At 69.9% G+C, this 21,851-nt stretch carries 20 protein-coding genes; 5 read left to right on the top strand and 15 right to left on the bottom strand.

Annotated features, from left to right (window positions below):
- Positions 1–3: 3 nt before the first annotated feature.
- From GPA03_RS17525 to GPA03_RS17495, 7 genes are all read right to left on the bottom strand, one after another.
- The gene (locus GPA03_RS17525; protein ID WP_206673621.1) at positions 4–672 is read right to left on the bottom strand and encodes a GntR family transcriptional regulator; all 669 of its coding nucleotides are present in this window, start codon (positions 670–672) and stop codon (positions 4–6) included.
- A 178-nt stretch (positions 673–850) separates the two neighbouring features.
- The gene (locus tag GPA03_RS17520) at positions 851–1,726 is read right to left on the bottom strand and encodes a carbohydrate ABC transporter permease (protein ID WP_156253350.1); all 876 of its coding nucleotides are present in this window, start codon (positions 1,724–1,726) and stop codon (positions 851–853) included.
- A 61-nt stretch (positions 1,727–1,787) separates the two neighbouring features.
- Positions 1,788–2,750, bottom strand: a complete 963-nt coding sequence (locus GPA03_RS17515; protein ID WP_156253349.1) for a carbohydrate ABC transporter permease — start codon at positions 2,748–2,750, stop codon at positions 1,788–1,790.
- 76 nt (positions 2,751–2,826) lie between these two features.
- Positions 2,827–4,149 carry an ABC transporter substrate-binding protein gene (locus GPA03_RS17510; protein ID WP_156253348.1) on the bottom strand — a complete coding sequence of 441 codons (1,323 nt, stop codon included), beginning with the start codon at positions 4,147–4,149 and terminating at the stop codon, positions 2,827–2,829.
- Between the two features lie 91 nt (positions 4,150–4,240).
- Positions 4,241–5,299: a LacI family DNA-binding transcriptional regulator gene (locus GPA03_RS17505; protein WP_156253347.1), complete on the bottom strand. Its 1,059-nt coding sequence runs from the start codon at positions 5,297–5,299 to the stop codon at positions 4,241–4,243.
- 162 nt (positions 5,300–5,461) lie between these two features.
- Entirely contained in the window at positions 5,462–6,142 is a 681-nt protein-coding gene (locus tag GPA03_RS17500; protein WP_156253346.1) for an endonuclease III domain-containing protein, read from the bottom strand.
- Between the two features lie 10 nt (positions 6,143–6,152).
- Complete coding sequence (locus GPA03_RS17495) at positions 6,153–6,887, bottom strand: alpha/beta hydrolase (protein ID WP_162458414.1); 735 nt, start codon at positions 6,885–6,887, stop codon at positions 6,153–6,155.
- Positions 6,888–6,960: 73 nt separating this feature from the next.
- Here GPA03_RS17495 and GPA03_RS17490 point away from each other — a divergent pair, with 73 nt between their 5' ends.
- Positions 6,961–7,320, top strand: coding sequence for a VOC family protein (locus GPA03_RS17490; RefSeq protein WP_156253344.1), 360 nt, complete (start codon positions 6,961–6,963; stop codon positions 7,318–7,320).
- Positions 7,321–7,322: 2 nt separating this feature from the next.
- On the opposite strand, the gene GPA03_RS17485 is transcribed toward GPA03_RS17490, so the two are convergent.
- The 3 genes from GPA03_RS17485 to GPA03_RS17475 form a co-directional block, all read right to left on the bottom strand.
- Positions 7,323–8,192 carry a class I SAM-dependent methyltransferase gene (locus tag GPA03_RS17485; protein ID WP_156253343.1) on the bottom strand — a complete coding sequence of 290 codons (870 nt, stop codon included), beginning with the start codon at positions 8,190–8,192 and terminating at the stop codon, positions 7,323–7,325.
- Between the two features lie 203 nt (positions 8,193–8,395).
- Positions 8,396–8,854, bottom strand: a complete 459-nt coding sequence (locus GPA03_RS17480; protein ID WP_156253342.1) for a hypothetical protein — start codon at positions 8,852–8,854, stop codon at positions 8,396–8,398.
- 189 nt (positions 8,855–9,043) lie between these two features.
- Positions 9,044–11,500, bottom strand: coding sequence for an MMPL family transporter (locus GPA03_RS17475; protein WP_156253341.1), 2,457 nt, complete (start codon positions 11,498–11,500; stop codon positions 9,044–9,046).
- A gap of 119 nt (positions 11,501–11,619) precedes the next feature.
- Between GPA03_RS17475 and GPA03_RS17470 the strand changes: the two genes are divergently transcribed.
- Together GPA03_RS17470 and GPA03_RS17465 are read left to right on the top strand one after the other, a co-directional pair.
- Positions 11,620–12,204, top strand: a complete 585-nt coding sequence (locus GPA03_RS17470; protein WP_162458413.1) for a TetR/AcrR family transcriptional regulator — start codon at positions 11,620–11,622, stop codon at positions 12,202–12,204.
- A 36-nt stretch (positions 12,205–12,240) separates the two neighbouring features.
- Positions 12,241–12,798 carry a dihydrofolate reductase family protein gene (locus GPA03_RS17465; protein WP_156253339.1) on the top strand — a complete coding sequence of 186 codons (558 nt, stop codon included), beginning with the start codon at positions 12,241–12,243 and terminating at the stop codon, positions 12,796–12,798.
- A 59-nt stretch (positions 12,799–12,857) separates the two neighbouring features.
- On the opposite strand, the gene GPA03_RS17460 is transcribed toward GPA03_RS17465, so the two are convergent.
- Positions 12,858–13,208: a hypothetical protein gene (locus GPA03_RS17460; protein ID WP_156253338.1), complete on the bottom strand. Its 351-nt coding sequence runs from the start codon at positions 13,206–13,208 to the stop codon at positions 12,858–12,860.
- Positions 13,209–13,631: 423 nt separating this feature from the next.
- On the opposite strand from GPA03_RS17460, the gene GPA03_RS17455 reads away from it, so the two are divergent.
- On the top strand, positions 13,632–13,880 hold the full coding sequence (locus GPA03_RS17455) for a hypothetical protein (RefSeq protein WP_156253337.1): 249 nt from the start codon (positions 13,632–13,634) through the stop codon (positions 13,878–13,880).
- Complete coding sequence (locus GPA03_RS17450; RefSeq protein ID WP_156253336.1) at positions 13,873–14,319, top strand: TA system VapC family ribonuclease toxin; 447 nt, start codon at positions 13,873–13,875, stop codon at positions 14,317–14,319. Before GPA03_RS17455 ends, GPA03_RS17450 begins: the two co-directional genes overlap by 8 nt.
- Before the next feature lie 397 nt (positions 14,320–14,716).
- On the opposite strand, the gene GPA03_RS17445 is transcribed toward GPA03_RS17450, so the two are convergent.
- The 4 genes from GPA03_RS17445 to GPA03_RS17430 are packed head-to-tail and all read right to left on the bottom strand — an operon-like array spanning position 14,717 to position 21,798.
- Positions 14,717–16,453: a heparinase II/III domain-containing protein gene (locus tag GPA03_RS17445; protein WP_156253335.1), complete on the bottom strand. Its 1,737-nt coding sequence runs from the start codon at positions 16,451–16,453 to the stop codon at positions 14,717–14,719.
- The gene (locus GPA03_RS17440; protein ID WP_156253334.1) at positions 16,450–17,313 is read right to left on the bottom strand and encodes a GNAT family N-acetyltransferase; all 864 of its coding nucleotides are present in this window, start codon (positions 17,311–17,313) and stop codon (positions 16,450–16,452) included. The genes GPA03_RS17445 and GPA03_RS17440 overlap by 4 nt, the downstream gene beginning before the upstream one ends.
- 16 nt (positions 17,314–17,329) lie before the next feature.
- Positions 17,330–19,066 carry an acyltransferase gene (locus tag GPA03_RS17435; protein ID WP_156253333.1) on the bottom strand — a complete coding sequence of 579 codons (1,737 nt, stop codon included), beginning with the start codon at positions 19,064–19,066 and terminating at the stop codon, positions 17,330–17,332.
- Entirely contained in the window at positions 19,063–21,798 is a 2,736-nt protein-coding gene (locus GPA03_RS17430) for a hypothetical protein (RefSeq protein ID WP_156253332.1), read from the bottom strand. Before GPA03_RS17430 ends, GPA03_RS17435 begins: the two co-directional genes overlap by 4 nt.
- Positions 21,799–21,851 lie beyond the last annotated feature (53 nt).

Genomic DNA, 21,851 nt, shown 5'->3' with positions numbered 1-21,851 from the left:
CTCTCAGGTCTCCGCCGAGGCGGTGATGCGGTCGTGAGCAGCCGTTAGGTGCGCGGTCATCGCGGCCTGGGCGGCACGGCTGTCGCCCGCCTCGATCGCATCGACGATCGCACGGTGCTCGGTGAGCGCGCAGGCGGTCATGCTGGCGCTGAAGGCGTAACGGAACTGGTGCAGGTGAGCGCGGGTCCGCTCGAACGCGGCGAGTGCGACGTCGTTGCCCGCCAGCCGCAGCAGCATCGTGTGGAAGCGCTGGTCGTGCTGGGCGAGGGCGGCGTAGTGCGCGTAGTCCGAGCCCGTCGTGGCGGCGGGGGCCGAGGCGAGCTCGGCGCGCAGCGCGATCACGTCGTCCGCCGTGCGCCGCTCGGCTGCCTGCGCCGCCGCCCAGGGCTCCACCAGGCGGCGGAACTCGAAGACCTGAGCCAGCTCACCCGGGGTGAGCACGGCCGTCGTGCGGTAACCGCGCAGCGGCTCCTTCGCCACGAGGCCGTCGGACTCCAGGCGCGCGAGTGCCTCGCGCACCGGGGTGGGCGAGACCCCGAGATCGCGTGCGAGCGCCTCGATGTTCAGGCGGGTGTCCGGCGCGATCGTGTGATCCATGATCAGCGCGGTCAGCGTGGCGTGGACCTCGTCCCCGAGCACCCGCCGCGGCGCCAGCGGCTTGATCACATCCACGCACCAAACCCTATAGGATCTACGGTTCGCTGATGTGCGTCTGCCCGACCTGCGGCACTCGTCAGCCCGTTCGGCCTCCCGCGCCTGCCCCGCCGCCGAGATCGTAGGTTCGCGGCGAGCTCGTAGCTGCGGATCTACGAACTCGCCGGTTATCCACGATCTCGACGGCGAGCGACGCTCACTTGCCGGCCAGCGAACCTCCGATGCCGCCGACGCTGAAGTACTTGTTCAGCACCCCGAACACGATGATCGGGGGCAGCATCATGACCACGGCGACCGCCATGACCAGTCCCCAGTTGGTCGAGTTCTGCTGGAAGAACGTCTGCACCCCGACCGGCAGCGTGTAGTTGTAGTCCGATCGCAGGAAGACGGTGGCGATCAGGTAGTCGTTCCACGCCAGCAGGAACGCGAAGATCGCCGTGGACAGCACACCCGGCAGGGAGTTGCGCAGCACGATCCGCACGAAGCCGCCGAACACGCTGACGCCATCCATCCAGCCGGCTTCCTCGAGGCTGATCGGGATCGAGTCGTAGTAGGCAGCCATCATCCAGATCGCCACGGACATGGTGGAGCCCACGTAGACGATGGTCACACCGGTCAGGCTGTCCACCAGGTTGAGCCGGGCGAAGAGGATGAACAGTGGGATCACCGCCGTCACGATCGGCAGCGACTGGATCACGAACAGCAGCAGCGAGTAGCCGCCCACGAGCTTGCTGCGGCCGCGGGACAGCACGTACCCGGCCGGTGCCGCCACGGCGACGGCAATCGCCACCGTGATGAGGGTGACGACCATGCTGTTCTGGAGCCAGAGCAGCACATTGGTACCGGCGAACACGTTCGCGAAGTTCTCGAGCGTGAAGGGTGCGGTCACCTGGCTGCCCAGCGCGGGCTGCGTGGACAGGTAGAGCACGGCCGCGATCGGAATGATGGTGATGGCGGTGACCAGGAGCAGCACGGCGAACCGCCACCACTGCCCCTTCAGCTCCGCTTCGGTGGCGGTCAGCCGGCGCGACCTCGCCCTCGGCGACGTGGCCGGCACGGTTGCGGTGCTCATTCGGGGTCCCCGCAGCGTTGTTCGGCGGAGCGAAACGGAGGAGAAGAACTCTGTGTGGTGATCATTCGATGTCCACCTTTCGTACGCGTCGGTAGAGCACGACGGAGATCACCACGAGCACGATCGTCATGAGGAACGCGATGGCGACGCCGGGCCCGGTCTCGAAGTCGAGGAACACGGTTCGGTAGGCCTGCACCACCAGCGTCTGGGTGGCGTTGACCGGTCCGCCGCCGGTCAGCAGGAACACGGTCGGGAAGTCGTTGACGCAGAAGATCGTCATGAGGATCCAGCTGATGTACGTCGACTTCGCCGTGAGCGGCAGCGTCATGGTGCGGAGCAGCTGGGCGCCGCTGGCGCCGTCGACCCGAGCGGCTTCGTAGACGTTGTTGTCGACCGAGGCCAGCGCCGCGCTCATCATCATCATCATGAAGGGAAAGCTGATCCAGACCTTGAACACGCACACGGTGATCTGGGCCAGCAGCGGGTTCGCCAGGAACAGCACCCGCCCGAACCCGAGCGCCTCGGCGAGGATCGGCAACGGGCTCTGCGGTGTGGCCACGAGCCAGTTCCAGGAGGTGGCGGAGACCACCACCGGCACGACCCACGGGAGCAGCAGCAGCACCTTGAAGACGCCGCCGGCAGGGACACGTCGGCGCAGCAGGAGCGCCAGCGACATCCCCATCGCCCAGCTGCCGAACACACCGACCAGCGTGAACACCAGCGTGAACCGTGCGGCCTGCCAGAACACCGGGTCGGTCAGCACCGACTCGTAGTTGGCCAGCCCCACGATGTTGCCGGCGGAGATCAGGTCGCCGTCACGGATCGACTGCACCCCGGCGTACAGAACCGGGTAGGCGTTCAGCAGCAGCACCAGGATGATCGAGGGCAGCACGAGCGCGGCCATCGTGATGGTGCGTGGGGTCCAGAGGCGCCGCGGCCGGGCGTCCGGTGGTCGCCCGGAGCCGGCGACGCCGACTCCCGAGCGTGCGCGGCGCAACGACCGCGCGATCGTTTCGGTTGACATGCCACTCCTTCGTGAGCAGGGTCTGCGGGGCTGGTGCCGCGCCGGCGGTCGGCGCTGCCGGCGCGGCTCGGGCCTGTCAGCCCTCGAGAGCCTGCTGCAGCGTGGTGAGTGCTTCTTCTGCCGTTGCGGCGCCGGAAAGGACCGTCTGCGTGAAGGTGCTCATGGCGGGCGTGCCGTCGACATCGGTGACCCCGAGGAACAGCGCTTCCGATCCGGGCGCCGCCCACGTCTTCGAGATCGGCTGCCACTCGTCGATGATCTTGACGGCGTTGGCGTCGGACTGGAACTCCGGGGTGTCCGCGATCGACTTCAGCGGCGGCAGACCGATGCCGGTGTGCTCGGTCCAGAGCGACGCCATGTTCTGGTAGTAGTACGTGAGGAACGCCTCGGAGCCCTCCTGGCTCGGGGTGTTCGTGTACATCATGATGTTGTTCGGGAAGTGCAGCGCCCCCTGGTCACCGTTCGGTCCGGTGAGCGGGCTGTTGACGGCGAGCTCGGCTGCGACGTCGCCACCCACGTTCGAGGCGAGCCCGGCCCCGTCCCAGCCCATGCCGAACCGGCGGTCCTTCCACTGGGTCTGCACGTTGTCGCTGGTGTAGGTGACCGAGCCCGGGTCCACGTATCCCTTGGCGACCATCTCGAGCACGAACTCCATGGCCTCGATGTTGCGGTCGGTCACGCAGTCCGGCTCGTGGTCGGCGTTGAAGAGACCGCCGCCGTTGTTGATCATGAAGCTCGTCATGATGTGGCTGCCGGTGAAGCTGCCGGAGCCTGCTCCGACGCCGAACGCGTACACGTCGATGGCCTTCAGCTTCTCGGCCGCGGCCAAGTAGCTGGGCCAGTCGGTCGGCAGCTCTGCGCCGGCCTGCTCGAGCAGCGTGGTGTTGTACCACATCACCCGCATGTCGAGGTTGTAGGGGATGGCCGCATAGCCACCCTCGACCTTCATCGTGTCGATCAGTCCGGGCAGGAAGTCGTCGTAGAGGCCGTTCTCCTTCCAGCTCTCCAGGAGGTTGTCGGCGTAGGCGATCTTGCCCTGCGACTCGAACAGGAACGCCTGGGTGCCACCGCCCGAGCTGACGGCGGGGCCGGTGTTGGAGGCGACGGCAGAGGAGAAGGTCTGGGTGAAGTTGGCCCACTGGATCTCTTGGTAGACGGCGGGCGGCAGGCCGTCCGCAGGCTCGTAGGCCTCGGTGATCTCCTTGTCCGAGGGGTTGAACTCGGTGCCGCCCCAGGGCATGTTCCAGAACTTGAGGGAGTCGCCACCGCCACCGCTGCCGCCGTTGCCGCCGCCTCCGGCACCACCGCACGCGGTGAGCGCCGAGACTGCAGCCGCACCCCCGGCGGCTGTGAGGAATCCACGGCGGCTCAGGGTCGCCTTCGAAGCACGCTGTGACATGTCGGGTCCTTTCATGCGGCGGCGCCTTCGCCTACCGCTGGTTCGTCCTTGAACGTGGGGCCACCCTTGCGAGGTGAAGGGTGACCGGTGCCTAGCTGCTTCCCCCCTTCGCGATACGTCGGGATTCGTTGGTGGTCGACGGCGGAGCGGTGCTCCCCCGGACGACGAGTCGCGTCGCGAGCTCTTCCCGTGGGGCAAGACCGTCGCCGACGGATGCGTCGGCTCCGGCCCAGACCCGCAGCAGCATGCGCAGCGCGGCCGCCCCCATCTCGACGACGGGCTGGCGGATGGTGGTGAGCTGGGGTGAGGTCCAGCGCGCCTCGGGTGCGTCGTCGAACCCGAGGACGGAGAGGTCCTCGGGCACGCGGATCCGCAGTCGCCTGGCCGCCTCGAGGGCGCCGAGCGCCATCGGGTCGGAGCAGGCGAAGACGGCGGTGGGCCGGTCGGGCCGGTCCAAGAGTGTCATCGCTGCCGGGAGCGCTCCCACGAAGCCCCAGTCCGCGTGCACGCGGTCGCGGTCCTGCAGCTCGACGCCGTGCTCCCGGAGGACCGACGAGAAGCCGTCCACGCGCGCCTGCCCGTAGAGGTGGTTGGGTTCGCCGTCGATCAGCCCGATGTGGCGATGCCCGAGCGTGAGCAGGTGCTCGGCGGCCGCCCGGCCCCCGGCCCAGTTCCCGGCGCCCACGCTCGCGATGCCCTCGGGCGGTTCGGAGCGGGGGTCGAGGATCACGAGCGGGATCCTGGCCACGGCGAGGGCCGCGTACTGCTCCGCCGTGGGCTCGACGAGCGCGACCACAGCCCCGCTGGACCGGCGTGCGACGAGCCGCTCGGCCCAGTCGCGGTCGGCGGCCGGACGCGACACGGTCACCACGACATCGCGCCCTGCGAGATTCGCGGCCAGCTCCACGCCGGAGAGCGCCCGGTTGGCCCAGGTTCCCTCGACCCCGCTGATCACCAGGTCCACGAGAGCGCTCTCATCGTCGCGCGGAACGGGGGGACGCTTGCCGCGATAGCCGGTCTCGGCGACAGCCGCAAGAACGCGGGCGCGCGTGGCCGGCGAGACATCGGAGCGGCCGTTGATCACCTTCGACGCGGTGGGCACCGTGACGCCGGCGCGCTCGGCGACGTGGGCGAGGGTGACGGAGGACACGAACCGGACGTTAACAGTTGCGCAACCCTCTGCATAGCAAAGCCGGGATATTCATTGATCTACATGGAAATGAACTAAAAAGTCGCGCCCGGGAATCCATGCATCAGACAAATAGTTGCGCAACTTTGGATAACGCTCTCCGAGTCGTTGCTGGACTGAGTGTCATGCCTTCGCCGCAACGACCTTCGGCTTCTTGCGGGCCTTGAGCTCGGCCTGCTCAGCCGCCTTGGTCGCGGCGAACGAGCAGATCGGGCAGGTCGCGAACACGTGCCGCTGCGCAGGGCAGTACTCGCGACCGAAGTAGATGATCTGCAGGTGACGGCGGTTCCAGGTCTCGCGCGGGAACGCCTTCTTGAGGTCGGCCTCGACCTTCTCGACGGTGGTGGCGCGCGACAGGCCCCAGCGGCGCGCGAGCCGGAAGATGTGGGTGTCGACAGGGAACGCCGGCACGTCGAACGCCTGCGCCATCACCACGCTCGCGGTCTTGTGGCCCACACCCGCGAGCCCCTCGAGGAACTCCCAGTCGGGCTTGAGCTCGCCGCCGGCATCGACGATCTGCCCGGCCGCCGTCCACACGTTCCTCGCCTTGGTGGGCGCGAGCCCCACCTCACGGATCAGCTCGAGGATCCGCTCCGCACCCAGGGCGTACATCTCCGCCGGGGTGGACGCCGCCGCGAACAGGGCCGGCGTGATCTCGTTGACCTTCTTGTCGGTGGTCTGCGCCGACAGCGCCACGGCCACCAGCAGCGTGTAGGGGTTCACATGGTCCAGCGGGATCGGCGGCTGCGGGTACAGCTCCTCCACGATCGCGCCGATCCGTTCTACCTTCTCCTCGCGTCGCACGGGCGCCACGCTACTTGGCGCCGCCGACATCGAGATCTCTGACGAGCTCGGCCACGAGCTCGATGAGGCGGGCGCGGCCGGCGTCGTCGCCCAGGTAGGCCACGTGCTGGTAACCGTCAAGGGTGACGGCCCGGACGTCGTCGTCGGCTCCGCATGCCTTGAGGGTGGCGAGCATGAGGTCGGTCTGCTCGCGGCCGCCGGGGACGTCGTCGCCGGCGAGCACCAGGAGGGTGGGCGCCGGGCTCGTCTCCGAACTGATGTGGAACAGCGGCGCGGCCTCGTCGACGATCACGCGGTTGGGGTCGATGCCGCGCTCCCGGAGGATGCTGAAGTGGGTGGTGGGCTGGCCCGCGTCGAACAACCAGCCGTGGACGGCGTCCCTGCCCACCCCGTGCGCGCCCAGCCAGCGCTGGTCGAACCTGAGCATCATCGCGAGGTAGGCGCCTGCAGACGTGCCGCTCACGACGATGCGGCGGCCCGGCAGGTTCTCGATCGCCCAGGCCACGCAGGCGGCGGCGTCCTCGAGGAACTCCGGGTAGCGCGCCTGCGGATAGCGCCGGTAGCTCCCCGACACCACGCCGATGCCCGCGGCCACCAGCTCGGTGAACAGCTTCGGGTTGTCGGCCCGCGTGCCCGACTCGAGCCCACCGCCGTGGAAGTACACCAGCACGGGCGCATCGGGCTCGTCGGGGAGGTGGACGTCGGCGCGGTGCTCTGGCAGCGGGCCGTAGGCGACGGTACTCACTCGGCCATCCTTCCGCAGCCCGGGTCCCCGACCAGGAAGCCGTTCGTCCGGGCCCGGGGTTAGCGTGCTTGCCATGGAGATCACCAGCATGGTTCCGGTCCTCGACGCGGCGAACCTCGCCGAGGTCAGCGCCTTCTGGGCGGGTCTGCTCGGCGGCCGGGTCGACGCGAGCGAGGACTGGCACACAGTGCTTGTCGACGACGTGCCGCGCCTCGACGTCCAGCTGGCACCCGATCACGTCCGACCCGAGTGGCCCGGCGGGCAGCCCCAGCAGATCCACCTCGACATCTCGGTCACGGACATCGAAGCCGCGCACGAGCACGTGATCGGGCTCGGTGCGGTCCCGCTCACCGAGCCGGACCGCACCGCCGCCGAGGGCTTCCAGGTCTACGCCGACCCCGCCGGCCACCCGTTCTGCCTCTGCTGGGGCTGACCTCAGCCGGACTTGCGCGCCACCACGGTGAAGGTCGCAGGTGAGCGGTCTCGCTCACCCTCGGGCCAGGCCCAGTCGCCCTCACCCACGTCGACCATGCGCGGGCTGAACTTCCACGGCAGCCGCCAGCCCTCATCGAGCCGGAGCACCTGAAGGCCCGCCCCGATCAGCGCGTTGACGACCTCGGAGAGCGGATGTGGCCACTCGTAGGTGCGGGCCGCCACCAGCTTTCCCTCGCCCGCGTAGGTGTACTCGCCGTGCCACTGCTGGGCGTAGGAGTTCGGGAAGTAACGGTCTCGCTGACGCAGCTCGCCGGCATCCGGGTCCATCGTCAGCAGGATGGGGTGCGTGTCACGGATGTAGAAGGTGCCGCCCGGCCGCAGCAGCCCGGCGATCTGCGCTGCCCACCTGTCGAGGTCGTCCAGCCAGCAGATGGTGCCGATGCTCGTGTACACGAGATCGAAATCACCCGCGACGGCGTCCCTCGCCTCCAGCACGTCGGTCTCGACCCAGGTCACGTCCAGGCCGAGCTGGTCGGCCAGGCGTGCCGCGCTCGCGAGCGCGGCAGGCGAGAAGTCGACGCCGACCAGACGCGCGCCCGCCCGTGCGAGCGAGATCGTGTCGGTCCCGATGTGGCACTGGAGGTGACAGACATCGAGACCCGAGACACCGCCGTCGGGCAGGAACGGCGCGAGCGCAGCGAGATCGGTCCGCACGACCGGGCTCAGGTGCGCCGAGTCCTCGCGGTACCGGTCGAGGCCGTAGCCGGCCTCGTGGATCGGCACGCGCTCGTCCCAGTTCGCGAGGTTCGTGGCGCGGCCGGTCTCCCAGTCGATCGGGACGTCGGCGCCGTCGGGAGGGTCGGTCGTCATGCCCTCAATCGTCGCCGTGAAGTCCTCGGCTGGCCAGCGATTACCTCGAGACGCGGAAGTCGCGGGAATACCTCCGCCCCCGAGCTCCTTGTACGAGGCGTGCCAGCCCGGTGCATGTCCCCCGGGCTTCAAACTCAGCCGCTACGAGCGGCCTCGCGCCGTGAGGCGACTGCTGGGCTGGTACCCACGACGGCGGCCCTCCCCTAGCGGGGACGGGCCGCCGTGGTGCGTCGGCGCCGGGCACGGACCGCGCTGACCAGCAGCAAGGTCACGGGGACGGCGAGCGTGCTGAAGCCGCTCGGTCCGACGATCCACACGCAGAACGCCGCCCACAGACCGAGCACGATCGGCAGATACAGCGGCGCGGAGCCCCCGCGGCGGCCGGTGCTGATGAGCGAGAGCGCCAGCAGCGCGCCGATCACCACGAAGCTGCCGGGTAGCGCCCAGAACTGCGCAAACGCCTCGAGCGGCGGCTCCTCGGTGCGGAACGGACCTGCGAGCCACACTCCCCACCACGGCTGGGCGGCGAAGACCGCCGTGTGGAGCGCGCAGATCGCCAGCAGCGACCAGCCGCCCACGACGGTGAGGCGGTCGGAGCGGTTGGGAGCGGCGGAGGACCTCTCGGCCGGAACGGAGGTGCGGTCGGACTGCTTGATTGCCATGTCCATCAGCCTTCAGCGGGCCGGGCGACCGCCCATCCCCTGTCGGCGTGAAGCGGGTCCCCCGGGGAGGGGAAGTCGAGGTTGCCCGGCGGACCGTAGGCCTCGCGACGTCGACGAGATCGCACTTCTGGCTCGAGATCGCACTCCCGGGGGTGCGATCTCGAACAGAAAGTGCGATCTCGTAGCCGGTCAGGCCTTGGCGAGGGCTGGATCGTCGTCGGAGGCCTCCTCGACCGACTCGGCGTCGTCGGCGTGCGGCACCGGGTGATCGCGCTCGAGCGCGGCACCCTCGACGTCGACGTTGGGGAGGATGCGATCCAGCCAGCGCGGCAGCCACCAGACCTTGTCGCCGATCAGGTGCATCGCGGCGGAGACCAGCAGCAGCCGGACCACGAAGGCGTCGAACAGCACCCCCACGGCGAGGCCGAAGCCCAGCGGTCGGATCATCGTGAGGTGGGCGAAGGTGAAGCCACCGAACACCGCGATCATGATCGACGCTGCCGCGATCACCACGGCGCGGCTCTGGTGCCGACCGATCGTGACGGCCTGGCGCGCGGGCTTCCCGTGCACGTACGCCTCACGCATCGCCGAGGCCAGGAACAGCTGGTAGTCCATCGCGAGCCCGAACAGCACACCGGTGATGAGGAGCGGTGCGAAGCTCAGCAGCGGACCAGGTGTCTCCACCCCGAACACCCCGCCCAGCCAGCCCCACTGGAACACGGCGGTGATCGCTCCGAGCGCCGCGACCAGCGAGAGGACGAACCCGGCGGTCGCGAGCAACGGCAGCACGAGCGAGCGGAACACCAGCACGAGGATCAGCAACGACAGGCCGACCACGACCAGCAGGTAGAGCGGCAGGGTGTCGGCCAGCCGCTCCGAGATGTCGATGTTGCCCGAGGCGAACCCGGCAACCCCGAGGGTCGCTCCGCCGTCGAGCACCTCGAGATCACGCAAGGTGTGGACGAGCTCCTCGGTGGACACGGCGGAGGGTCCATCCACCGGGACCACCTGGAAGGCGATGAAGTCGGCGTCATCAGAGATCCCGATGGGTGCGACGGCGACCACGTCGTCCAGGTCCATGAGCGTCTGCGCGATCTCGACCTGCGTGGGGAGCTGGTCGATCTCCGCCATGGGGTCGTCGAGGGAAGCGGTGACGAGCAGCGGCCCGTTCTGGCCGGCCCCGAACTTGTCGGCGGTGATGGTGTAGGCCTGGTACTGGGTGCTGTCGGAGCTCTCGGTCGAGCCGTCGGGGAGGCCGAGACGCATGTCGAGCGCGGGCAGTGCGACCACGCCGAGGACCGCGACACCGGCCACGATCGACGCCACCGCGTGGGACGTCTTCATCGGGCCCGGGGCGGTCTGGTGGATCGGGTCCGCGCCACGCTCGGAACGCCGCAGCACCCGGGTACCCATCAGCCCCAGCACCGCCGGGGTGAAGGTGAGCGCCACCAGCACCGCGACCAGCACGCACGCCGCGGCCACGGTGCCCATCAGTCCGAGGAACCCGATGCCGGAGACGTTGAGCGCGAGCAGCGCCACGATCACGGTGGCGCCTGCGAACACGACGGCGTTGCCCGCGGTGCCGTTCGCGAGCCCGACGGACTCCGCCACCTTCATGCCCGCGCGCACCTGCGTGCGGTGCCGGTTGAGGATGAACAGCGAGTAGTCGATGCCGACGGCGAGCCCCAGCATGAGGCCGAGAACCGGGGTCACCGAGGACATCTCCACGGTGTCCGAGAACGCCATCGCGCCCGCCACCCCCACGCCGACCCCGACCAGCGAGGACAGCACCGGCGTGATCGCGGGGAACACCGCTCGGAACATGAGCATGAGGACGATCGCCGCGAGCACGAGACCGCCGATCTCACCGGGGCCGACGATGCCCTCGACCGAGTTGGCGATCTGGCTGGAGAAGTCGACCTCGACCCCTTCGGGGGTCGCATCGGTGAGGGTCTCGATGACCGCGTCCTTGAGCTCCTGCTCGACGGCGACCGCGTCACCGTCGAACATGACGACACCCATGGCGGTGCTGCCGTCGTCGGAGACGGTGCGGATCTCCGCCGCAAAGCCCATCAGCCGCTGCCCGAGCTCGAGCTGCTCCTTCTCGACGCCGAGCCCGGCGAGCTGGCCCTGGAGCTCCTCGATCTGGCCGGTCATCTCGGCGATCTGGTCCTCGGGCGCCCCGCCGGCCTGTGCCTGCTCGAGGCCGGTCTGGAGCTGGGCGATGCTCTCGGTGAGCGCAGCCGTGTTCTCGGCGTTGGTCTCCAGCTGGGTCTGCAGGCCCGCGGCCTGCTCCTGCATCTGCGCCACGGTGGCGTACGGGTCCACGGTGGCCTCGACCCCCTCGAGGCCACCGGTCTGCGCGAGGGCGGCGGCGATCTCGGCCTGCTGGGCCTCGGTGATCGCAGAGCCGTCCTCGGTGTGGAAGACCACGCTGGCGCTCGAACCCGTGGTGCCGAGCTCGTCGATCAGCACGCCGTTGACGCGGTCGGTCTCGGTGCCGGGGATCGAGAACGAGCTGACGAGCGTGCCGCCGAGGGTCAGGAACGCTCCGGCGGCGAGGCCGAGCACCACGACCCAGGCGGCGATCACGAGCCAGGCGCGGCGGGCTGCGCCCACGCCGATCCGGTAGAGCAGATTGGCCACGAGGGGGACCTTTCAGGTGCGAGCGGGAAGGGACGGAAGCCGTCGATCAGTAGACCACGCTTGTTGGATACTCGACAACTGTTGGTTTGGTCACTCCGCATGTGGCACCATCCATGCTCATGGATCCACGCATCGCGAGGACGCGGACGAGCCTGCGTGACGCACTCTTCTCCCTCACACGCGAACGCCCCGTCGACGAGATCTCGATCTCGGACATCGCCGAGCGCGCCGGCATCAACCGCAGCACCTACTACCAGCACTACTCCGACAAGGACACGCTGCTCGCCGAGGCGCTCGACGCCGTCATCGACGACGCCATCGGCCCCGAGCCGCCGCTCACGGAGGAGCACGGCGCGCGGATCCTCGACCAGTACCTGCGGCACGTCGAGGAGAACGCCGCCCTGTACCGCAGACTGCTCGGCGAGGGCGGCTCCGCCACCATCCAGGTCCGCATGAGCCGCAGGCTGCAGCTGATCCTCGTGCAGGCGTTCGAGCGTGGCAGTCCGCACGGTCTCGTGGGCGTGCCCACCGAGGTGGCCGCTGCGGCGATCGCCGGTTCGGCGCTCGCGACCATCCGCGCCTGGCTCGACACCTCACCTCTCCCGCCGGCGCAGGCCGCCTCGGGCTGGATCTGGACCGCGATCACGGCTCACGGCGCGATCCCTGAGGATGAGGCCGACCGGCTGGATCGATTCCGCATCTGACGGCGACCTACTCGTGACAACCGATGGAGGAATCTCATGGCACAGCCCGTCAACGCTCACCTCTTCTACTCCGTCAACGGGGTCGTGGAGTCCCCGGACCAGTGGCAGTTCGACTCGTTCGGCCAGGCCGAGGGCGAGGCCATGGGCGCCGCGCTCGCCGGCGTGACCGACGTGGTCATCGGTCGCACGCTGTGGGAGGAGTGGAAGGAGTACTGGACCGCGACCGCCCACGACGACCCGTTCGGTGCGTTCATCAACCCGGTCCGCAAGCATGTCGTGAGCACGACTCTCACCGGCCCGCTCGAGTGGAACAGCACGCTCGTGGAGGGCGATCCGGTCGCGTACGTGCGCAACCTCGCCGAGACCGCGCAGGGTCGGGTGACCGTGACCGGCGGGATCAAGACCGTGCGGTCCTTGTTCGCCGGCGGCGCGATCGACAACCTGACGCTCACGGTGCACCCGGTGGTCACGCCTGCCGGTGAGCGTCTCTTCGACGAGACCTTCCCGCTGACCCGCCTCCTGCTCGTCGACACGACGACGACGCCGGCCGGGAACGCTTTCCTCACCTACACGCTCCGGCCCGAGGAGGGCTGAGCGGATCGAGCGAGCTGCTCGAACGCGCGCCCACCGTCGTCGGCGCCGAGGCAGAATGGTCATGCCAGTTCCTGAGCAGCGGTGCGAAGGGCCACTTCGTGAACGAGGTGGTGCGGCTGTGCGCGCGCGCTCAGGACCCGCTGGCCCTGTTCGAGCAGGTCGCTGCCGCCGCTCGGCCGGGCACGCACATCCACGGGCGAGTGGGTGATGGCCCGAGGTGTGCGGACGCCGGGTAGCCTCACCGCGTTGGTGCTCGAGCCGGCGCGGCGGTCCGATCTCGCGCCGTTGATGCTGGGGTTGTACCAGCTCACCGACCGCGAGCGTGAGGTGACGCAGCTGTTGTTGCGGGGGATGTCGACGGCGGAGATCTCCGTGAGCTGTGGATCACCGCTGAGAACCTGCGGGGTCACGTGAAGTCGGTGTTCGCGAAGCTGGGGGTCTCGAGCCGGCCCAGCTCGCCGCCGTGCTCTCTCACGAGCCGCGAGTGCGTACGCGACCCGGTGAGCCTGTCGGCCCCGCGCAGCCCGTGATCCCGGGCCTGCGGACGTAGCCCACGAATCGCAGGCCTGGCAACGCCTCACCACCGTCACTGACGTTGGGCCAGGCGCGGCTTTCCAGGACGTCGAGATGACCGAGCAGCGGCCCCAGGCCGCTGTTGAACCCGCCTTCGTGCACGCCGATGACCTCTGGTACCACCTCGAACAGACCCGCCTTGATGGCCCTCGACCACCTCCCGGTCCCCTTGGCGCCTTCGGGGTCTGCCGCCGGTTGGCGAACCTGCCAAGCACGCAGGGGTGTGTCACCTAGCGCACCTTGGGTGGTACACTTCGGGTATGCCTACCGCCCATGACCGGATCCAGGTCACCCGCGACGAACGCGTCGAGGGCATCCTCGCCATGGGAGCCCGCCGATTCCCTGGACGACGGCCGGGCCGGATCCTGGTGGACCTGGCGGCCGAGCGCGCGGATCAGCTCGCACGCGAAGCGGACTACCCGCACGACAGCATCCCCGTCTTCGCCTCACCTGCTGGGGTGGTGGTCACCGACATGATGGTCGCTGAGGCGCTCGACGACGATGCCTAGCCCGGTCGAGATCGCTGACGCCAACGTCCTGATCGCGCTCACCCTGCCAGCGCACGTTCATCACGAACCTGCACGGCGCTGGGTGTCCCAGGTCGCGTTGTTTGCCACCACACCACTCACCGAGACAGCCCTCGTCAGGCTGCTGCTCAACACGACGATCACGGTCGGCAAGAACGGGCAAGCCCTCACGATCGACCACGCCGTCTCTGCGTTGCAGGCGATCAAAGCACTGCCGAACGCCGACTTCATCGCCGACGCGACCTCGCTGGCCGACTCCCGCGCACTCACCAGCCATGTCACCAGGCACCGTCAGGTCACCGACACCCACCTCCTCAACCTTGCTATCGCCCGCGGAGGAGTGCTGGCGACCTTCGACGCCAGGATCCGCGACGCTCTGAAGCCACGCCACAGGCATCACGTCCACACCATCACGACCTGAGTTCACCAACTGGCGAACCCTGATCTGCTCGGCGTTTCTCGGACTGGGTCCGGCCGCCCGCAGCGCCCTCCTGGCTGGGTGGCGGGACGCGCGACCTCGCGGCCGGCCGGGTTCTGCGTTGCGGAACCCGCCTGGCGATCAGTTCCACTACCCCACTCACCCCTGGGCGTTGCGGAGCCCGCCGCTGCGGGCACTTCCGCACCACGGGTCCCGCCCTGACTGTCGCCCCCGCGTGTTGCTGACCCGCGGCTGCGACCAGGCGCAACGCCACTCACCCTGCGCTGCGAACACGGCGCTGCAGGATTCCCGTGGATGCCTCGAGGCGCGGCCCCGACTCCCGGATCCCACCCCGCCGTCCGGGTGCGGAATCGTGTTGAGACCGGCTGCGGAGTGCGGGTCAGGAGATAGCGATCACCACGGCGCTCTCGATCGCGGTCGCACCGGGGAGAGTGACGTCCACATAGTGCGCCGGTATCGGGAAGCTGCCCCGGCCGACCGGGAAGGAACCGGTCGCCACCGATGCCTCGGGGTCGAGGCGCAGCTCGGCACGCGCGCCGTCGGCGAGGATCAGCACCGTGCCGTCCACGACCTCGGGCGGCACCACAGTGATGAACCGCTCGGTCAGGCTCACCGGCGCGCTCGCTTCCATCCGATCGGTCACCCTGACCTCGCTCCCGCGCCTCTCGACGACGCGCACGAGCCTGGTCAGCGCAGGGTGCGGATAGGCGGAGGTGAGGTCGATCTCGAGAACCTCCCAGCCGTCGCCGAGCGCGACGTGGTGCACCTCCGCGCGAGCCGAGGCACCCTCCGACTGGACGACGCCGTCGAGCATCGGGACGCTGTGCCCGTGCGAGCCGGCGGCGGGGTTGTCGTAGCGATTCGGGCCGAAGTACTCGCGGTCGTACACGCCGCGGCCGGCGTCGGCGATGAGCATCTGGCCGGCGCGTGCCACGATGACCGAGCCGAGGTCGTTGTGGTTGTGCGGCTCGCCGTTGTGCCCTGCCCGGGCGGCGAACCCGATCGGGCTGTGCGCGCTCTCGGGCACCACCAGCCACTGTGCGTCGGCGTACCAGCGCGGCCGGTCGGCTCCCGCGGCTGCTGCTGCGACCTCGCCCGCCACAGCCCAGCACAGCGACCGCAGGGCGAGGGCCCACCGGCCGCAGTCGTCGATGATCTCGGCGTCGGTCAGCTCGGGTGCGGGCACACCCACGTCGCCGTACCGGCGGTCGGCGCCGGCGAGCAGCCCGGCATCCGCGGTCCCCGCGAGCCAGGTGTCGGCGAAGGACACGACGGTGCGGCCGGACAAGAACGCACGCAGCGGCCAGCGCGCCGCCTCGGCCGCGCGGCCGGGCTCGGTCTCCGGACCGAAGACGGCGTCCAGCGCCTCGGTGGCGACCAGGTAGTAGCCGAACCCGTAACGCCAGTAGCCGAAGCCCTCGACGCAGACGCCGTCATCGCCGTAGCCGTCGAGCGAACGGCGCAGCGACGCGCGCAGCCGCGGCAGCAGCGCCCGCACCCGCTCCGGCTCGCAGACCTGCATCGCCGCGAGCGCGACCGACCCGGCGCAGACCGCGGCCCAGTTGTTCGGGAAGTCCTCCCACCAGTAGGTGTGCCGCTCGTACGGCTCGATCACGCGGCCGATCACCTCGGCCCGCGCCCGCGTCACCACGTCGCCCGGCAGCCGGTCGGCCAGCAGCGCGGTGATCTCGGCGAGCGCCGAGGCGGTCTCGGCCGCGAACAGGTCGATGACTTGCCGGGGCTCGAGCCCGTCGCGCGCCACGTGCGCGGGCACGGCCCAGTACGGCTCGTCGCAGATCGCGGTGATGAGGTCGGCCAGCGTGTCGGTGTCGCCGTCCGGTTCGAGCAGCGCGGTGATCGCCAGCGCGGCCAGCCCGCGCCGCCGCGCGAAGTAGCGCGACTCGAACGCGCCCCGGTCTCCGGTGCGTTCGTAGTCGCCGTACAGGTCGTCCGGCAGCTCGGGGATCGGCTGCTCGCGGGCTGTCCGCGCGAGCGCCGCGACATGGGCGCGCTGCTCGCTCAGGTGAGGCGCGCTCGCCGAGCGCTGCCAGGTCTCCCGGTCGACGGCGGAGCCCAGCGCCGCTCGCGCGTCGTCGCCCTGGTCGGTGGTGCTCATCGGTGGAGTCCTCCTGCCGCGGGGTCGATCTCGAGAAGCCGGAACCACGGCCCCGTCGGGGCGAGCCGGATCCACGCGGGCAGCCAGTGCGGATCGCTGACGTGCCCGTCCATCTGGATGGCACCCACACCCCTCCCGGCCATCACGTCCAGGCTGCGGCGCAGACAGGACTCGACCAGGCGCTCACCGTCGGGCGCGTCCCGCACGGTCGTCTCACCGCACAGGACCGGGGTCTTATCGTCTGTGAAGGCGACGCACATCGCCGAGACCGAGCCTGCGCCGTCGAGCGTGACCGAGGTGGCCTCGAGGTCGACCTCGTCCTCGAGGCCTTCGAGCAGCGGACCAGCGAAGCCGGGCGCGGTCGGCGACCAGTCCTCGTGTGTCCACTCGTACGCGCCCGCCCATGCGGCGCCGAGCATCTCGATCCCGACGGCGGTGCCCGAGGTGGTCTGCGGCGTCGGCTCCCGGAGCCGGTCGCGGTGTGCGACGTCGACCTCCATCGGCGGCACCACCTGGATCGTGCGGGCCCCGAGGGCATCGGCGAAGGCAAGCTCTGGGGTGCCGACGAAGCCACGGGTCATCAGCGGAAGCGGCTGCGGGCGGAGCCGCGCGAGCTCGCCGACGAGCTGCCGCCCGATCCCCTGCCGCCGCCGCTCCCGATCCACGACGACCGCAAACCAGTACCGATCTCCGTGCACGCGCGAGGTCCACATGCTCCCAACGGCCACGATCTTCTCGCCGTCGCGAATTACGAGCGAGCGCGTGTGCTCGTCCCGCCACCGATCGGCACGCAGCTCGACCTCCGAAAACCAGGAGGGTCCGCCGTCGAGATCCGCCTGGGTCAGTGGCTCGGTCAGCACGAGGCCATCCTGCCCGCTATCCGAGGAGCCGCTCCGCGGGCTCGGGCCGGTGGATGCCGCCGGGGCGGTAGCCGAGGACCTTCTGGACCCCTACGAGGTCGGCGAGGAGCCAGATGATCGCGAGCCACATCTCGGTCCCCTGCAGGCCGGGGGCCTCGGCGACGGGGTCGCGACCGGTCCCCGAGGGCACCGCGAAGCTGAAGCCCTGGCCGGGCTGCCAGTTCGAGATGGCATCGCGCAGGAGGCGGGTGGCGAGGGTCTTGATCTCGTCGCGGCGGTAGTCGATGTCGCGGCCGGCGAGCCAGAGCGGGTGCGCCACGTCGAGGACGTTGCAGGCGTTCTGGCGGTCGGGGGCGAAGTACCGGGCGTCCTGTGCATGCTGCAGCACGGTGTCGATGACACGCTCACGGAAGGGCAGCGGCATGCCGAACTGGGCGTAGCTGCCGCGGGAGGCGCGGTAGAAACCGTTGACGACCTCGAGGGCACCGCTCTCGGGTGCGGGCTTGCCCCACATGCCGGTGGTCGGGTCGACGTTGGTGCTGAGCCACCCGAACAGCGCGGCGGCCGTGGCGGCGTGGCCCGGGGTGCCGTGCTGGCGGTTCCACAGCAGCGCGGTTCCGTACATGTCGACGACGTGCCCGCTGCTCCACGCGCGCCCGTCCCAGGGGAGGGCGTCGATCTTGGCGAGCACGCCGTCGGCGCCGAGGTTCTCGACGGCGGAGATCGGGTAGGTGAACCGCTCACCCAGGAGGTCGAGCGCATAGCCCACGCAGAGCACGTGGTAGTTGGCCTGGTTGTCGTCGACGCCCAGCACCGGGTCCTTCAGTCGGCCGTGCTCGTCGAAGGCGGCGATCATGCCGGACTCGGGGTGCTGCAGCGACGCCAGCCGGCGCACGTGCTCGTCCTTGGGGAGCTGCGAGGGCACGTCGCCGGTCAGGTAGGCGGCGATCTCGATGGCGTCGCAGTGGGCGCGGACCGTCGGGGCGCCGCCGGGAGCCTCGAGATAGCGACCGTCGGCGATCGAGGGGTCCCACGCCCCGGACAAGATCGTCTCGGCGTCGCCGCGCGCGGTCTCGATGAACGCGCGCACCTCGTCCGCCAGGCTCGCATCGGCACCCGCCGCGGGCAACTGCTCCTCGGGTGCCAACGCCGCCACCCGCCACTTCTTGATCTGGGCCGGGTTCCCCGCCACTATCGCACCGGCGGGGACGTCCTTGGTGACCACGGAACCGGCGGCGATCACCGACCTGTCGCCGATCGTGACGCCGTCGAGGATCACCACGTGGGAGCCGATCCACACGTCGTCCCCGATCACGATGCCGCGCTGCGAGATCGGCTGGCGGAACACCGCCCGGTCCGGGTCGATGATCGTGTGGTTGAAGGCGAGCAGCGAGGTGTGCGCGCCGATGCGGACCGAGTGGCCGAGCGTGATGTGACCGCGCACCACGGAGAACGCGTTGACCGTGCAGTGCTCACCCGTGACGAGCGTCCCGGTCACGTAGGCGTGGCCGGCGATGTAGGAGCGGGTGCCGAGCACCAGCTTGTCCATCTGCAGGGCCGCGATGGGCGAGACGAAGCACTTGTCCCCGAAGGTCACGTCGGCCCCGCCGCTCTCGGCGTACCTCTGCTGCAGGTCGAGCTGGGCCTGGTGCTCCTCCTCGGTGCCCTGGCCCCAGAAGAACCAGGGCGAGTAGTCGAAGTGGTGCCGATCGAAGGGGTTGATCGCCGTGGCGGCGTCCTGGGCGAGCGTCATCGGGGTTCCTCGTAGAGCCAGTCGAGCGTGTCGGTCTCAGCGTCTGCCAACAGAACACTACGGCCTGTGAACTCCTGGTCGGCGGCCACGGCCCCCAGGATCACGTACGCGCCCGCGCCCGGCGTGAACGTGTGCCGCCCGGCCGCGTAGGCGAACGCGTGCACGTCCACGATCGGGTGCCACTCGGCCGTGACCGCGCCGATCAGCACCGGCGTGAGGCCACCGCGGTCGTCGGCGTGGGTGTTGGTCTCGAGGTCCGGGACCTGCAGCCAGCGCGGGTGCTTCTCCTTGAAGTACCCCACGAGCAGGTGCCCGTCGACTCCGAGCGAGAAGTCGATCGTCGTCTGACCCTCGGTCGCAACCGACTTGTTGAACCGCACCCCGGTCAGCCCGGTGAGCTCGACGGCGCATCGCGTCACCGGGCTGGTCGCGTCCGGGAACAGCTCGGCGCCCTCGCGCACCTCGAACGTCTCGGCGTCCTCGGAGTGCAGGGTGAGGTCGATAGCGCGGAACGGCTCGGCCTCCAGCGTGCGCTCCACCACCGGGCCGGGCAGCTCGCCGCGCTCGAGGGTCTCCGTGTTCGCGCGCAGGTTGGCGAGCTCGGCCTCGTACATCGGCAGGCACTGCTGCCAGTGGCCGAAGTCCTTGCCGTTCGGGAACGGCACCTTGCGCTGCGGCGTGCGCATGCTGTTGGCGTACAGGTAGGTGCCCGCGGTCAGCTCGGCCAGCTCGCGGTAGACCTCGACGCTCTGCTCCACCAGCGCGATCGCAGCCCGCAGCCGCGGCAGCACCGAGGCGTAGTCGCCGGCGTGCTCCGAACGCGCGTGCACGATCTCGATGGCCGCCCGGACCCGCAGGTCGTAGAACTCAGCGATCAGGGCGATCGCCTGGGCGTCGCTGCGCAGCCGTGCGTACTCGTCGGCGTTCTCGGTCACGGCCGCCAGGCCGTGCTCGACGGCGGTGAGCGCCTTCTGCGCGAAGTGCCGCCCTTCGGCGATCACGTCCAGCGGGGTCTCTCCCACGTGCGGCTCGCCGGCGATCTCGGTCGCGACGAACTCCTCGAGGCGCTCACCGGCAGGTGCGTGCGACTCCCACAGGTCGTCCCAGGAGCGGTGCCGGTGCGGGTTGCCGAGCTGGCTGAGCGTCATGCCGAGGCTGAAGGTCTGCCGGTTGCCCTCGGTGATGCCGACGCGGCGCAGCAACCGGGGTGCGACCTGGCCCATCGCCTCGTACGTCGCGAGCGCAGCGGCACCTGCTTCCTCGGTGCCGAACTGCTCGGCGAGCCGCTGGGTCCAGTAGTGCTGCTCGGCTGCCGGGTCACGGTCGGACTTCCAGGCGTACCGGTGCCACGCGGCGAACCACAGCCAGTCGCGGTCGAGCTGGCGCAGCCGCGGCTCGGCCACGTCGGGCGAGACCGGCCACTCCCAGTAGAACATCGGGTACAGGTGCAGGCCGTTGCTGCTGAGCCGGTGCCGGATCGCCTGCACGCTGCGGCGGATGAAGGTCACGGACCCGTACCTGAAGGGTTCGAGGTCGGACAGGATGTGGATGTTGATGACGTGGATGCCGCCCAGCGAGGCGAGGTACTGGTGCAGGTCCTGCCACTTGCCGCGCGGGTTCCAGGTGGTGAGCGACTCACCGTTGTACTTCGCCTCGGTGTGCAGCGCCGGGTAGCGGTCGCCGGTCGCGTCCATCACCGGCTTCGGGTCCAGCGCGTGCGCGCGCAGCAGCACGGGCGGCACCTCGGTCACCCCCGCGGCGGCCACGCCCGCCTCGATGCCGGGCAGGATCGTCTCGGTGAACCACTCGACGCCGTAGAGGTCGCCCTGCAGCACCTCGCCGAGGCAGATGTACAGCCCCACCTGCGGGAAGTCGGTGACGAAGCGCGTGATCGCCGCCTTGGTGTACAGGCTCACGAGCTCGGTGGGCTGTGGCTGCCGCAACGGGATGCCGTGGTGCTGGGCGAAGGGCAGCGGGATGTGAATGTTGTAGAACTTCAGGAACACACGCACACCGCGGCGGCTCGCCTCGTCGGTGAGCCACGCGAGGGTCTCGCGGTTGAGTGCCAGCTCCTCGGGCGTGACCTCGAGAGCCTCCGGGAACTCCTCCAACTGCATGAAGGAGCTGAACGGGTGCCCGCTCCACAGGTAGAGGGCGTTGGCGCGCTGCTCCAGGAGTGTCTCGAGGACCTCGAGCCAGTGGTCGCGGTCGTAGAACCATGGGAACCGCCCGGGGGTGATCGGGTACTCGTACACCTGCCGGGGCGCCTCGACCTCGGTCAGCTGCAGCCCGATGGCCGGGCCGCGCAGCGCCAGGTCGGGTGTCTCGCCGTGCTCGAGGTCGAGCGGGATCTCGCCGTGACGGGTGACGGCCCGCGCCAGCTCCTGGCACCCGTACAGAACCCCGTTGGCGTCACCCCCTGTGACGACCACGATGCGACCGGGCAGCGCGGCCACGTAATACCCGTTCACCCCCGGCTCGCCGTTGTTGTAGAGCAGCCACTCCTGCTGCTCCAGCGCGGCGATCGCCGGTGTGCTGGTGCGCTCACCCACCACGATCAGCGTCGGGTCTCCCGCTCCCGGCCGCGTGATGCGCTCGGCCAGCGGCGCCGCGGCGCGCTGCACCGAGACCCCCGCTCCGGACATCGCCTCGACGAGAAGGCCGACACCGTGCTCGACCGCTGGACCTGCTCCTGCCGCCACGCTGACGACGTAGGACGGGTGGACTGTCACTGGTGGAACATCTCCCTGACTTGCCGATTGATGGTGGCGAAACTATCAGCGTG

It is taken from the genome of Pseudactinotalea terrae (assembly GCF_009733845.1).
Taxonomy (GTDB): Bacteria; Actinomycetota; Actinomycetes; order Actinomycetales; family Beutenbergiaceae; genus Pseudactinotalea; species Pseudactinotalea terrae.
This window is presented reverse-complemented; position numbering and strand designations above follow the sequence as displayed.